Origin of the sequence: Mycobacterium sp. SMC-21 (assembly GCF_045310825.1) — a bacterium.
Classification (GTDB): domain Bacteria; phylum Actinomycetota; class Actinomycetes; order Mycobacteriales; family Mycobacteriaceae; genus Mycobacterium.
In genome coordinates, this window is record NZ_JBJIAO010000023.1 from 70,372 (window position 1) to 84,172 (window position 13,801).

Genomic DNA, 13,801 nt, shown 5'->3' on the forward strand with positions numbered 1-13,801 from the left:
ATGCGCCGGGTGGCCATTCGGCGGGGTGCAGCTAGTCGCGCAGCATCTCCGCGACGAGGAACGCCAACTCCAGGCTCTGCTGGGTGTTCAGGCGCGGGTCGCAGGCCGTCTCGTAGCGGCCGGCCAGGTCGTCGTCGGAGATATCCTGCGCGCCACCAAGGCATTCGGTGACGTTCTCGCCGGTGATCTCGACGTGGATGCCGCCCGGGTGGGTGCCCAGCGCGCGGTGCACCTCGAAGAAGCCCTGCACCTCGTCGACGATGCGGTCGAAGTGGCGGGTCTTGTAGCCCGTCGAGCTCTCGTGGGTGTTGCCGTGCATGGGGTCGCACTGCCAGATGACCTGGTGGCCGGAGGCCTCCACCTTCTGGATGATGCCCGGCAGCACGTCGCGCACCTTGCCGTTGCCCATTCGACTGACCAGCGTGAGCCGGCCCGGAATGTTGTGCGGGTCAAGGCGTTCCACGTACTCGACCGCCATCTCGGGCGTCGTCGTCGGGCCGATCTTGATGCCAATCGGGTTGGCGATGGTCTCGACGAACGCGATGTGCGCGTGGTCGAGCTGACGGGTGCGCTCGCCGATCCAGACGTAGTGCGCCGACAGGTCGTACAGGCGCGGCTCGTCGAACTCGGTGGACAGCCGCAGCATCGCGCGCTCGTAGTCGAGCACCAGGGCCTCGTGGCTGGCGTAGATCTCGGCGGTCTGCAGGTTGCGGTCGTTGACGCCGCAGGCCGTCATGAAGTTCAGGCCGCGGTCGATCTCGGCCGCCAGCGCCTCGTACCGGGCACCCGCCGGCGAGGTCCGCACGAACTCACGGTTCCACTCGTGCACCTGCTGCAGCGACGCCAGGCCCGACGAGGTCAGCGCCCGCACCAGGTTCATCGCGGCGCTCGCGTTGGCGTAGGCCCGCACCAGGCGCGACGCGTCGTGCACGCGCACCGCGGGATCCGGGTCGAAACCGTTGACCATGTCGCCGCGGTAGGACGTCAGGCCCAGCGAGTCGGTGTCCGACGAACGCGGCTTGGCGTACTGCCCCGCGATGCGGGCCACCTTGACCACCGGCATGCTGGCGCCGTACGTCAGCACGACGGCCATCTGCAGCAGGGTCCGGATGTTGGCCCGGATGTGCGGCTCGGTGTTGTCGACGAACGTCTCGGCGCAGTCACCGCCCTGCAGCAGGAACGCCTTGCCCTGCGCCACGTCGGCCAGCTGCAGCTTGAGCTTCTCGATCTCGGACGGCACGGTGATGGGCGGCACGCTCTCGAGCACCTTGCGCATCGCAGCAGCCTGGTCCGCAGGCCAGCTGGGCTGCTGCGCGGCCGGACGGGACAGCGCGTCGGCAAGGCGCGTGCGCAGGTCCTCGGGCAGCGGGGGCAGCTCGGGCAGCTGGTCGATGGGTACGTCGACGGTCCAGTTCACGTGTCTATGGTACCGGCGCCGACCAGCGACTATTTACCCACCAAAACGGCACCGATCTACGGATTCGGGACTGCCGGGAGAAAACCGGGCCCGGTGCGCGACTATTGACGATGTGGAGTGCGAGATTGCCCGGGAGGCGCTGTCCGCGCGGATGGACGGCGAGCACGAACCCGTCCCCGCGCGCCGCGTCGACGAGCACCTGGCGTCCTGCCCCGAGTGCCGGCAGTGGCAGGACGAGCTGGACAGCCAGATGCAGCTGCTGCGCGGGCTGATCGCCGCCGACCGCACCCGGATCACCGCCGTGGCCGACACGGTCTCGCAGACCGCGCTCCCCGAAACCCGCCCCGGCCTCGACTGGCTGCGCATCGGCCTCGCGGTGGTGGGCGCCATCCAGATCGTCCTGGCCGTGCTGCAGGCGGCGGGCGTCAGCATCGGCGTGCACGTCGGGCATGCCGCGGGCGGACATGTGGTCAACGAGTCGACGGCGTGGTCCGTCGCACTCGGCGTCGGCATGTTGGTCGCCGCCGCCCGCCCGACCGCGGCGATGGGCCTGGCGATCGTCGGCGGCGTGTTCACCCTCGTGCTCACCGGCTACGTCGTCGTCGACGGACTGACCGGAGCAGTCGGTGCGGTCCGCATGCTGAGCCATCTGCCGGCGCTGGCCGGGGTGGTGCTGACGGTGCTGGTGTGGCGCCGCCATGCCGGCGAGCCGCCGCGGCCGGACCGCGACGCGGCACCCACGCTCGACGACATCACGCTGCCGGACAACGCCTCCCGCGGCCGCCGCCGGGGCCACCTGTGGCCCACCGACGGCAATGCGGCCTAGATCATCACGGCGAACATGATCGCCATGCCGGCCGCCGCCATGACCTGGCACGCCACGGCGAACCACAGGCGGGCCGGGGCGTCGGGGGGCTCCTGCCGCACCGTGAAGTAGCGGATGGCCCACCACAACGCAGCGGCCCCGAACAACGCGGTGACCACCCAGTTCACGGCGTCGACCCACGCCGACGGGTGCCCGCAGCCGCCCATCGGGCCCGCATGCGCCGGCGTCCCGGACATGTCCATGCCCGGCATGGACGGCATCGACGACGCCGACTGCGACGCCTCGGCCGCGGTCCCGGCGCACTGACCGGGCAGCACCCGCCCGTCCATCACGGCGTACATCCACGCCATCGCCAGCATCATCACCGCGTGATAGCCGTCGGCCACCCGATGGCCGGAGCGCACCACCAAGAGGACCGCGAACCAGCCGGCCGCCAGCAGGAAGAACACCAGCGGCGGCCGGTTGGGCACGCCCATCCCGGCCGGCCACGCCATGACGAGCATCGCCACGGCCATCACCAGGTGCAGCGCGCGGCTGGTCTGGTCGGCCCACGTCCGGTTCTCGCGGGCTGTGACGAGGGCGTAGACACACTGGGCCGCGCTGAACAGGAAGAGTCCGGTGACGAGCAACCGGAGCCAGATGTCCGCGATCACCGCGTCGCCTGCCGCCGCCGGCGCCAGCCCAGTGCCACGTCGACCGCGACGAACAGAGCCAGCGTGAGGCCGAACAACGGGGCGAAGCACCCGACGCCGCCGAGAACCAGCACCAGCAGCGCCGCCTCGTAGGGCCGCAGCGCCGACAGCGCACCGCGCCGCTGCCCGGTCGGCAGGGTGAACCCGGCGCCGCGGGTCGGCCGCCGGCGCCACCACATCCGGTACCCCAGCACGATCCCGACGATCATGGCGAGGGCGACCGCGATCAGCGCCAGCTGATTGACCAGGCCGAACAGCACGCCCATGTGCAGGTCGATGACCCAGTCGGTCATCTTGGCCATCAGCGGCCACTCGGCGAAGTCGAGGCGCGCCGTCACTGCGTTCGTGGTGGGGTCGACGACGATCGCGTCGTACTGCGTCGGCCAGTCACGCTTGCGTTCAGCGACCTGCCAGCCTTGGCCGGCCGTCGTGGGCGGATACATCCACATCGGTGTCCGCAGGTGGGCATCGTGGGCGACCTGCAGCGCCGCGTCGGCGCCGCGCAGCGCGGTGGTCTCGTCGAGCGTCGCCCCGGCGGCCTGTCCCGGCAGTGCGGTGTCGACGGACGGGCTGGTCCAGCTCAGCTGCGTCCGCAACTGGGCCACGTTCTCCCCCGCGAACCGCGACCACGTCATGCCCGACACCGCCAGCAGCGCGACCGCCGCCAGGACCCAGACCCCGAGGGTGCCGTGCCACGACAGCAGCCGGCGCCGCCCGGTCGCCCGCACATCCGGGACGACGAGCCGCCGCGGCTGTCCCCGGTTGTGCCCGATCCACAGCAGCAGACCCACGCCGGCGATCACCCACGACCAGCTGGCCGCCAGCTCGCTGTAGTTCCGGCCGAAGGCCCCGAGGTGCAGGTTGCGGTGCAGTTCGTCGAACCACGCCCGCACCGGCAGCCACTGGCCGTAGGTGGTCAGGGCGCCGCGGACCGCGCCCGTGTAGGGGTCGACGAACACCGTGCGCGCATAGTCGGCGGGGACGTCGTCGACCGCGAGCGTCACCTGCGTCGTCTCGTCCGGCGCGGCCGGCGGCCGGATGCTGGTGACGGTGCCCTCCGGGTGCGCGGCACGGACGGCCGACAGCTGGGCGGCCAGCGGCAGCTGCCGGTCGCCGACGTGGTCGACGGTGAGCTCGTGCCGGTACACCGCGCTGTCGATCTGCGGGATCACCGCGTACAGCAGCCCGGTGACGGCTGCGATCAGGATGAACGGCGCGACGAACAGGCCGGCGTAGAAGTGCAGCCGCAGCAATGCCGGGCGGAAGCGCTTCCACGCCGACGGATCGGACGCGACGGCAACGTCCGATTCGGGCAGTTGGGTGTGACTCACAACTTGTATTGGTCGGCCCGCGGCGCCAGGAGTTCCTGCGCCCGGAAAATTTCTACGACACCTGGTCGTAGACTGGGCGTGATCAGTTCTTCAGGTGGAAGGCCGGTATTTCGATGGGCTCGGACCGGGCGGGCGGGATCACGCTGCCGCTGTTGGGTTATCTGGCCGCGGTCGCCGCCTTGGTCACCTACGCACTCATCTCGGGCGACCAGCGCTTCGTCGCCACGGGCGACAGCTACCCCGGCACGTTCACCGCTGTGGCCGAACCGGTCGGCTACTTCACGGCCGTCCTCGCCGCCGCGATCTGCCTCGGCGGCCTGCTGTACATCGTGACCACCGCCAGGCCCGACTCCAAGGGCGTCATCGACCCGCCCACTTACCGCATCCACCTTGTGCTGGAACGGGTTTCGCTGGTCTGGCTGGTCGCCGCGGCGTTCATGGTGGTGGTGCAGGCAGCGACCGACGCCGGCGCGCCGGCCCTGCGGCTGGTCGAGAGCGGCCGGCTGGGTGAGGCCATCGGTGCATCCGAGATGGCCCGTGGCTGGATCGCCGCCACGCTGTGCGCCGCCGTCGTGGCGCTGACGCTGCGGTTCAGCGTGCGGTGGATCGCCATGGTCGTGCTGTTGCTCCCGAGCGTGATCGGGGTCCTGGCGCTGCCGGTGACCGGCAATGCCAGCGAAGGGCCGGACCACGACTACACGACCAGCGCGGTCATCGTGTTCGCGGTGGCGCTGGCCGTGCTGGCCGGTACGAAGATCGCGGCCGTCATCAGCCCGCCGGCCGCCGACCTCTACCGGCGCGTGCTGGTCATCCAGGTGGCCTGCGGCACCGCGGCCCTGATCTACGGCGTGCTGCTGCTGGCCGAACAACTCGGCCCGCCCGGGCTGACGGGCAGCGATTACGGACGGTGGGCCATCGTCGCGGCGATCGCGCTGGCGGCGTCGTGGATCACCGATGCCGCGGCGCTGCGCCGCGCCAAGCCGTCCCGGCTGGCGACCTGCCTGCCCGCGCTCACGGCGCTCGCCGCGGTGTCCGCGATGGCGGTGCAAACCGCGCCGCGCCTGCTGCACCACAAGTACACGACCTGGGACGTCTTCCTCGGCTACGAGCTGCCCGACCCGCCGAATGTGGTTCGGCTGCTGACGGTCTGGCGGTTCGACACGTTCATCGGCATCGGTGCGCTGGTGCTTGCCGGCGCCTATCTCTACGCCTACCTGAAGCTGCGGCGCCGCGGCGACGAGTGGCCGGTGGGCCGGTTGCTCGCGTGGCTGATCGGCTGCGCGGCACTGCTTTTCACCAGTAGCTCGGGTGTGCGGGCCTACGGCTCGGCGATGTTCAGCGTCCACATGGGCGAGCACATGACGCTCAACATGTTCGTGCCGGTGCTCCTGGTGCTGGGCGGCCCGGTGACCCTGGCGCTGCGCGCCCTGCCCGCGGCCGGCGAGGGCGCCCCGCCCGGACCCCGCGAATGGATCCTGTGGCTCGTGCACTCGAAAGTCACCGCCGCCCTGTCGAATCCGATCGTGGCGTTCGTGCTGTTCGTCGCGTCGCTGTACGCCGTGTACTTCACCCCGATCTTCAACACGCTCGTCCGCTACCACTGGGGCCACGAGTTGATGAGCGTGCACTTCCTGTTGGTCGGCTACCTCTTCTACTGGGGCATCATCGGCATCGACCCGGGCCCCAAGCGCCTGCCGTTCCTCGGCCGGCTCGGATTGTTGTTCGCGGTCATGCCTTTTCACGCGTTCTTCGGCATCGCGACCATGACCATGACCGACACCATCGGCGGACCGTTCTACAAGTTCGTCGGCCTGCCGTGGCTCTCGAGCATCGGCGCCGACCAGCACCTCGGCGGCGCCATCGCGTGGGGTTCGAGCGAACTGCCGGTGATCCTGGTCGTCATCGCCCTGGTGGCACAGTGGGCGCGGCAGGATCGCCGCGCCGCCTCCCGCGCCGACCGGCACGCCGACGCGGACTATGCCGACGACGACCTGGATGCCTACAACGCGATGCTGCGCGAGCTGGCGCGCCAGCGCGGCCAGCAGTAACCCCGACGTCAACCAGTGATTTGTGCACGATTTTCCGCGTCACGCGCGGAAAATCGTGCACAAATCACTTGAAGTTGCGCAGGCGCAGGCTGTTCGACACCACGAAGAACGACGAGAAGGCCATCGCCGCGCCGGCGATCAGCGGGTTCAGCAGCCCGGCGGCGGCCACCGGGATGGCGGCGATGTTGTAACCGAAGGCCCACACCAGGTTCAACTGGATGGTGCGCATGGTCGCCTTGGCCAGGTCCAGGGCCTGCGGCACCGAATCCAGGCTGTCGCGGACCAGGATGATGTCGGCAGCGCCGATCGCGACGTCCGTGCCGCGGCCGATGGCCAGGCCCAGATCCGAGCAGGCGAGCGCCGGGCCGTCGTTGATGCCGTCACCGACCATCGCGACCATGCGGCCGCGGTCGCGCAGCTGCTGGATGACGTCGACCTTGCCGTCCGGCAGCACATCGGCGATGACGTCGTCGATCCCCACCGCGGCACCCACCGCGGCGGCGGCCGCCGGGTTGTCGCCGGTCAGCAGGATGGTCTTCAGCCCACGCTCGTGCAGCGCCGCGATGGCACCCGCCGCCGATTCGCGCACCGCGTCAGCGACCGCGATGGCACCGCACAGCTCGTCGTCGACGGCCACGAAAACCACTGTCTCGCCGCGGGATTCCGCGCCGCGCCGCGCTTCCGCGAGGGCCGCGGGCACCACGGCCCGGCCGGCCGCCCAGGCCGGCTTGCCGATGCGCACCTCGCGGTCCCCCACCGTGCCGACGACGCCGCGACCGGGAACAGCCTGGAAATCAACGACTTCCGCATGCTCGGGCGCCGACGTGGTGATGGCCACCGCGACCGCGTGTTCGGACGCCGACTCCACCGCGGCGGCGAGGGCCAGCACGTCGTCGGACTCCCACCCGTCCGCGGCCGTGACCGCGGTGACGGCCAGGTGCCCGGTGGTCAGGGTGCCCGTCTTGTCGAAGACGACGGTGTCGACGGCCCGGATCGCCTCCAGCGAACGGTGCCCCTTGAGGAAGATGCCGAGCTGGGCGCCGCGTCCGGACGCCACCATCATCGCCGTCGGCGTGGCCAGACCCAGCGCACACGGGCACGCGATCACCAGGACCGCCAACGCGGAGGCGAAAACCTTGTCGGGACCGGCGCCGGCCAGGGCCCAGCCCAGCGCGGTCAGCGCGGCGATGGCGAAGACGCACGGTACGAACACCGAGGCGATACGGTCGGCGAGGCGCTGCGACTCGGCCTTCTGCGCCTGCGCTTCCTCGACCAGTCGCACCATGCCGGCGAATTGGGTGTCGGCGCCGACCGCGGCGGCCTCCACGATCAGGCGTCCGTCGAGCACGATCGTGCCGCCGATGACGCTGCTGCCGGGCGTCGCGCGCACCGGCTTGGCCTCGCCCGTCATCACGCTGGTGTCGACGGCGGCCGAGCCCTCGACCACGAGTCCGTCGGCCGCGATGGTCTGACCGGGGCGCACCACGAACTTCTGCTGTTCGGCGAGTTCCTCGGCCGGGATGACCATTTCGGTCCCGTCGGCGAGGAGGACCGTGACGTTCTTCGCGCTGAGGGCCGCGAGCGCCCGCAGCGCGCTGCCCGCCTTGGACTTGGCGCGGGCCTCGAAGTAGCGGCCCGCCAGGACGAACACCGTGACGCCGGCGGCGACCTCGAAGTAGATCGCGTCGCTGCCGACCAGCGCCTGCCAGATGCCGGTGGCCTCGGTGGCGTGGTGTCCGAAGAAGACCGTGTAGAGCGACCAGACCGTGGCCGCGGACACACCGACCGAGATCAGGGTCTCCATGGAGACCGCGCGATTGCGGGCATTGCGCAACGCGACGCGGTGGAACGGCCAGGCGGCCCATGTCACGACCGGCAGCGCCAGCGCCGTGAGCACCCACTGCCAACCGGTGAAACGGGTGCTGGGGACGACGGCGAACATCACCGATAGATCGGCGAGCGGGACGAACAGCACCGCGGCCACCAGCAGGCGGCGCAGCAGGTAGTGGGCGTGCGACAGATCCTCGTCGTCGCGGTCGCCGGCGATCACGCCGGAGCGGGGCTCGGCGTCGTAACCGGCCTTGCGGATCGCGTCGCACAGCTCGGAATCGGCGATCTCGGGAAGGGCGTCGACCGTGGCCACGCGGGTGCCGAAGTTCACCGAGGCGCGGACACCCGGCATCTTGTTGAGCGTCCGCTCGACTCGCGCGGAGCAGGCGCCGCACGTCATGCCGGTCACGTCGAGCTGCACCCGGCGCGCGGCCGCACTGTCGTCGGCAGCTGCGGCAGCGTCGACCGCTGTGCTGGCCGTCATCATCCTCCTATTGTCCCCCGGTCGTGTCCTGCGCTGTGCGGGCTACCAAATCAATGGTCGGACGTGCCCGGCTGTGAGTTCCCGGCAACCGTCGCATATGGTCGGCCTGTGAACAGCCGCGGCGACGACGACGAGGTGACCCGCCTCGCATTGGCGGCCGGCCGGGGCGATCGCGCCGCATTGGAGCAGTTCATCAAGGCTACCCAGCGCGATGTCTGGCGCACTGTCGCCTACCTCGACGAGCCCGGCAGCGCCGACGATCTGACGCAGGAGACCTACCTGCGCGCCCTCGGCTCGCTGCCCCGGTTCCGCGGCCGGTCGACGGCCCGCACCTGGCTGTTGTCGATCGCGCGCCGCGTCGTCGTCGACCACATCCGGCGCAAGCAGTGCCGGCCGCGCAGCAGCGCCGCCATCGAGCCCGAGACCGTCATCGACATGCACCAGCCGACCGCCCGGTTCGAGGACATCGTCGAAATCCGCATGCTGCTCGACGGCGTCGACGCCGACCGCCGGGAAGCGCTGCTGCTGACCCAGGTGCTGGGCCTGTCCTACGCCGAGGCCGCCGAAATCTGTGGCTGCCCCGTCGGCACCATCCGCTCCCGGGTCGCCCGGGCCCGCGACGATCTGCTGCGGGCGGGGAATCAGGACCAGAGCGCGGGCTGAGTCGCTGCGAAATTGGCGGGCCTGACCTGACGTAGGGCGCCATAGACTGAACCCCACAACAGTGCGGGGAGGTCAACTGCTGTGGGTGCATTGGATGCCTTCAATGCGATTTGGGGCCAAACGCGGGCTACGTTCGGTGAGGGCGTCCCGGTGGACGGCAGCGGATACGACAAGAGCTCCCAATTCCGCGACCTCCAATCTCAAACTCAGTCGGCTGCGCCGGGTTCTCACTGGACCGGCTCAGCGTCCGATGCGTACGCCGACGCCAACGACGCCCGCGCCCGTAAGTTCGGCCGCATGGCCGAACTCGATCAGAAAATGGGTGTGGAGATCACCCGCTCGGCCGATGCCGTGTTAGCAGGTCGGCGACAATTAGACGCAGTACGCCAATGGGTGAACGATGCGGCCGCCGGTTTGCCAAAAACCGCCGCTGGAGACGCACAGCTGTTCTCGGTGGTTTCTAAAGGCAGCAGCGAGATCTCCGAGATTATTCGACGCACGCACAATGAAATGGCGTCTATCGCGGGGCGAGTAGATATCCTCAAAGCCGGTTGGGACGAGCTAGGCGGCGATCCGAAGGATAAAGGCCCCGGCGACAAAGATGGCGTCGACAAACTCACGGGCGAGAAGGATGACGACGCTCGCCGGAGAGCGGAAAAAGATGTGCATGACGCGCTGGCCGGCGACCAGAAAGCTGCGAAGCGGGTCGGTGATGTACTCGACACGATCAAGCCAGGACAGCCGCTGAGTCCCGAACAAGGCTCGTATCTCAGTCAGATGCAGGCTCAGCAGAACGGCATGAGCATCAAAGATCTCAAGGCCGCAGAACAACGCCTCGGCGACCAAAAGGGCATCATCGCCAATTCCTGGCAATTGATGAGCAACGACAAGGTGCAGTTCCCGAAGACTCCACTACACCCGGGCGACCTCGACAACCCGAACGATATGACGAAGGGTGGATTTAACAATCTTCCACAAAGCGTACAGACAGCGATAAAATCGCCTGGCGCAGAATATATAGACCAAATGCACGATATTTCGGGAATTGTCAAGGATGGCAATTCCTCGCTACAAGCGGGAACCAGTTTGGATCGGGAAATGCTCAACAAAGCCGATCGAATAATGGATACCCCCATTTGGGAGCACGACCCGGCGAGCGTCAAGGGCGAGGGTGAACGTGACCCATGGATCGATCCCGCGGTTTCCAGCATTTTCGAGTCGGCGGGCCGCGACCATACTGCGGTATCCGACCTCGTCACCAGCAACAAAGGCAACGATTTCATCCACGACATCACCACTCATGCCTGGAAGGACAACGGTGCTGCGGCGGGATCGTTGTTCAGTTGGACAAACGAGGAGGCGAATGGTCCGAATGCCGATATTGCCGCCAAAACTGCCCACGCCTACGCCAACTACGTCGGCGTGCATGGTGGAGAGTTACTCAATCTTCCCGGTCACCACAGCCTCGGCGAGATGGATCCAAAGTTGGTACAGAGCATGGCTCATGGACTCCTGCCCTACCAGTCCGACATGGTAGGCGAGAATAAGCATGGCTTCGAACCACTGGACCAACTCGGCAGCAATCTACATAACACCCGATCACTGTTCGCGGTAATGGACTCGAATCCCGACGCAGCCAAAGAATTCAATGCCCATGCGTACAAAACTGCCATGGACTACGAAAAATCATTCGCCGAAGCCGCAAAAACGGATCCGAATATTACCGGTACAAGCCCCCATCGAGCCGACCTCGACAGAGCGGGTCGACTAATCGGCCTCGTTGATGCCGGAGTTTTCATGGAAGTACAGCAGCACGGCAACAATACCCAGGCAAGTGCATTTGACCGCGCACATGACGCGTGGGAGATGAAGAAGTTGGCTTGGGACGTGGTTGGCGAGAACCTTCCGGGGTTCGACCGCGCGCATTCGGCTTTCCAAGACGCGATGATCGGTAAAGAGCCGAAAATCGACAGTTTCCCCGGGGACTACTCCACCCCTGACATTGACACCCCAAGCGGCAGCCAGGGATTGGGGAACGCGTCCACCCAAGTCGCATACACAGTCGCAGCTCAGCTGGTACACACACCGAATGCTGACATCGGGCCCGAGTACTTCACCAACAACGGTTCCGGAGTGTTGATGACGCCTGCCGAAGTTCGAGCGAAATACGGAGAAGCCGGATGGTCCGATTATTCTGCCGCGCTAGAACGCTACTTCGCGAATCAACAACGTTCTCTCGATTCGTCGATTATAAATTTCGGCAAGAATTACCACGCACCGTTGGATCAAATCCCTCCCGCCAGGAAGTAGCAATCACTTGCTAAATGTTCGCTACGGTCATCGGTGGTTTGCGGCAGTATTCGCAACCCTCGTATTCGTGCCTGGGTGTTCTCATCCGCCGTCCGCACCGGACCTGCCCGGGGATTCCGACCCGAAATCCATACACCAGATCGCCCCCGGCCCGGCCGGGCAAAAGTTCCTGAAATCAGTCTCCACATACAAATGGGGCGATCAATCCAATCGCGTCACCGCTTGGTTCCAATGGATACCCGCGGCCGCAACCGGACCCAACCCTGATGACCGGGCACTCGCGGCCGAGACGGCTCACACCATTGCGACCTACCTCGCCGCCAATTCGGATTCTCTCGAGCAGCTGGGCAACGAAAACCCAGGCCTCACTCAGAGCTACACGCTGGCTATCGTCCCGTACCTCGGAAGCCTGGTCACCGAGGATCAACTGACACCCCAGTTTCCACCGCTGGATGCACTCGACAGCGCAATGCCCAAAACTCGCAGTTTGCTTGCGGTCCTCGCCAGCGACCCGACAAGCTCATTGATACTCGGGCAGGCGATCGACCGGCAGGTAGCCAGGTATCAGGACAGCTTGTCTGAAGTCATCCGGCGTCAGCCGGGCGCATCGAAAGCGCTGAGCGAGCCTGTGGCGGCCGTCGCGCGCCTGACCGCACTTGCCGCGACAGCCGGTGTGCGCTCCGTTGACCCGAACTCCGGCTGGTCCCAGGGAATCGAAGAAACCGAACTGAACTACCTCTTCGCCCGCGCGACGGCGACCGGACCGAATGCCGACATCTCGCCCAAGTACTTCACGAACAACAGCGAATTGATGTCACCATCACAGGTCCGGCTGCAGTTCGGTGAAGCGGCTTGGGCGGAGTACTCCGCCATGATCTCCGCATTCACCAGTCGTATTCCGGATCAGCGCGCAGCGATCGATGATTTCGGCCGCGTGAGCCGCACGATCCGAGCAGGAGCTCCTCCGCGGTAGGCCCCGGGCGAGAGCGTCGGCCGACCCACCGCGGAACCCACACTGCCGCGCGTCCGACCAACTCTGCGAAACTGGTCTACAGACTGAACGGAGTTCGGCTTGTCCACCCGCCACGCGATCGATCTCGAGCACACCCTGAGCGCCATCGGGCGCCGGGTGTTCGACGAGGTCTGGATCGGTCCCGCCCGCCGCTACCCCACCGCCGTCGCGATCGTCGTGCTGGTGCTGTCTGCCGGGGTCAGCTGGTCGGAATCGCATCGGTGGGTGCTGAAGGTCGTCGCCATCCTGTTCACCCTGGCCGCGATTGCATCGGCAACGGCGCTGTGGCGCAAGCGGTTTCGTGTGTGCTGCGCGGCGCTGTACCTGTCGGGCGTGGCCACGGCCGCCGGGTTCGGCGCGGTCTGGTGGTGCCAGACGTCACCGGCGCGAGTCTCGGTGTGGTGGCCGCTGGCCGGTTTCGTCGCTGCCGCGGTGCTGGCGGTCTGCTGGCTGGGTGTGGTGCTGACGCCGCTGGAGCGGTCCCAGCCCGACATGCGGTTCAAGCCCGCCGGGAACTGAAGCCCCCTTTCGTACGACCAATGACAGCGTGATCGCCGACTCTGCCCTGCGCTGGGCGCTGACTGCCGTGTTCGCGGTGGCCGCGCTGCTGTTCGTGGGTGCCGGACGGCGGGTGCCCGGACAGCGTGGCGTCGGGGTGCTGCATGCGCTGGCCTCGGTGGGCATGATCGCGATGCTCTGGCCCGCCGGCATGCAGGTGTCGCCGCTGCTGTACGTGCTGGTGTTCACCGCCGGCGCGCTGTACTTCGCCTACCTGGCCCTGTTCGGCTTCGAGCTACCGCACCCCGTCTACCACTGCACGATGATGGCTGCGATGGCACTGATGGGCCTGCTGATGGCGCCCAATGCGGGCGTTCCCGTGGCGACAGCTCAAGCCTCCGGTCACCACAGCGCCCACCTCGGCCACGGCGCCGTGGCCGTGACTCCCCCCGGATGGTTCACCGTGGTGTGCATCGTGCTCGCGATCGGATTCTGCGCCGCCGCGCTGTGGTGGTTCTACCTGCTGGTGCGCGGGCCGAAGCGCCCGTACGCCGACCTGCTCATGGCGCTCGGCATGAGCGCCGCCTTCGCCGTCATGGCCGTCTGACCCTCTCGAAAGGACTCTCAATGACCGTGTCAAGCCGCCGCAGTGGCGATTTGGGGCGTGTCGGGGTGCCAGGTCCGGTTGTC

General features: G+C 67.6%; 11 protein-coding genes. 7 read left to right on the top strand and 4 right to left on the bottom strand.

Annotated elements, in window-relative coordinates; genetic code table 11:
- Nucleotides 1–31: 31 nt before the first annotated feature.
- Nucleotides 32–1,417 carry a class II 3-deoxy-7-phosphoheptulonate synthase gene (locus tag ACJH6H_RS20365; protein WP_020103604.1) on the bottom strand — a complete coding sequence of 462 codons (1,386 nt, stop codon included), beginning with the start codon at nucleotides 1,415–1,417 and terminating at the stop codon, nucleotides 32–34.
- A gap of 112 nt (nucleotides 1,418–1,529) precedes the next feature.
- Here ACJH6H_RS20365 and ACJH6H_RS20370 point away from each other — a divergent pair, with 112 nt between their 5' ends.
- The gene (locus ACJH6H_RS20370) at nucleotides 1,530–2,243 is read left to right on the top strand and encodes a zf-HC2 domain-containing protein (RefSeq protein ID WP_212812078.1); all 714 of its coding nucleotides are present in this window, start codon (nucleotides 1,530–1,532) and stop codon (nucleotides 2,241–2,243) included.
- Here the strand turns inward: ACJH6H_RS20370 and ACJH6H_RS20375 are convergent.
- Nucleotides 2,240–2,896: a DUF5134 domain-containing protein gene (locus tag ACJH6H_RS20375; RefSeq protein WP_406775662.1), complete on the bottom strand. Its 657-nt coding sequence runs from the start codon at nucleotides 2,894–2,896 to the stop codon at nucleotides 2,240–2,242. The two genes, ACJH6H_RS20370 and ACJH6H_RS20375, sit on opposite strands and share 4 nt — an antisense overlap.
- On the bottom strand, nucleotides 2,893–4,266 hold the full coding sequence (locus ACJH6H_RS20380) for a PepSY-associated TM helix domain-containing protein (protein ID WP_406775663.1): 1,374 nt from the start codon (nucleotides 4,264–4,266) through the stop codon (nucleotides 2,893–2,895). Before ACJH6H_RS20380 ends, ACJH6H_RS20375 begins: the two co-directional genes overlap by 4 nt.
- Nucleotides 4,267–4,379: 113 nt before the next feature.
- Between ACJH6H_RS20380 and ACJH6H_RS20385 the strand changes: the two genes are divergently transcribed.
- Entirely contained in the window at nucleotides 4,380–6,314 is a 1,935-nt protein-coding gene (locus ACJH6H_RS20385; RefSeq protein ID WP_406775664.1) for a cytochrome c oxidase assembly protein, read from the top strand.
- Between the two features lie 64 nt (nucleotides 6,315–6,378).
- On the opposite strand, the gene ACJH6H_RS20390 is transcribed toward ACJH6H_RS20385, so the two are convergent.
- Nucleotides 6,379–8,628 (bottom strand): heavy metal translocating P-type ATPase, encoded by a 2,250-nt coding sequence (locus ACJH6H_RS20390; RefSeq protein WP_406775665.1) that lies wholly within the window; start codon nucleotides 8,626–8,628, stop codon nucleotides 6,379–6,381.
- A 108-nt stretch (nucleotides 8,629–8,736) separates the two neighbouring features.
- On the opposite strand from ACJH6H_RS20390, the gene sigC reads away from it, so the two are divergent.
- The 5 genes from sigC to ACJH6H_RS20415 all read left to right on the top strand — a co-directional run bounded on the left by sigC (nucleotide 8,737) and on the right by ACJH6H_RS20415 (nucleotide 13,718).
- Nucleotides 8,737–9,291 carry an RNA polymerase sigma factor SigC gene (gene sigC, locus ACJH6H_RS20395; RefSeq protein WP_029105716.1) on the top strand — a complete coding sequence of 185 codons (555 nt, stop codon included), beginning with the start codon at nucleotides 8,737–8,739 and terminating at the stop codon, nucleotides 9,289–9,291.
- Nucleotides 9,292–9,372: 81 nt separating this feature from the next.
- Complete coding sequence (locus ACJH6H_RS20400; protein WP_406775666.1) at nucleotides 9,373–11,601, top strand: EspA/EspE family type VII secretion system effector; 2,229 nt, start codon at nucleotides 9,373–9,375, stop codon at nucleotides 11,599–11,601.
- A 67-nt stretch (nucleotides 11,602–11,668) separates the two neighbouring features.
- The gene (locus tag ACJH6H_RS20405; RefSeq protein ID WP_212812083.1) at nucleotides 11,669–12,574 is read left to right on the top strand and encodes a hypothetical protein; all 906 of its coding nucleotides are present in this window, start codon (nucleotides 11,669–11,671) and stop codon (nucleotides 12,572–12,574) included.
- A 99-nt stretch (nucleotides 12,575–12,673) separates the two neighbouring features.
- Complete coding sequence (locus ACJH6H_RS20410) at nucleotides 12,674–13,132, top strand: hypothetical protein (protein WP_064858735.1); 459 nt, start codon at nucleotides 12,674–12,676, stop codon at nucleotides 13,130–13,132.
- 28 nt (nucleotides 13,133–13,160) lie between these two features.
- Nucleotides 13,161–13,718: a DUF5134 domain-containing protein gene (locus tag ACJH6H_RS20415; protein ID WP_406775667.1), complete on the top strand. Its 558-nt coding sequence runs from the start codon at nucleotides 13,161–13,163 to the stop codon at nucleotides 13,716–13,718.
- Nucleotides 13,719–13,801: the final 83 nt, after the last annotated feature.

Coding starts and splice junctions, on each gene's coding strand:
- ACJH6H_RS20390 (WP_406775665.1), bottom strand. CDS start 8,628: ATGACGGCCAGCACAGCGGTCGACGCTGCCGCAGCTGCCGACGACAGT.
- ACJH6H_RS20385 (WP_406775664.1), top strand. CDS start 4,380: ATGGGCTCGGACCGGGCGGGCGGGATCACGCTGCCGCTGTTGGGTTAT.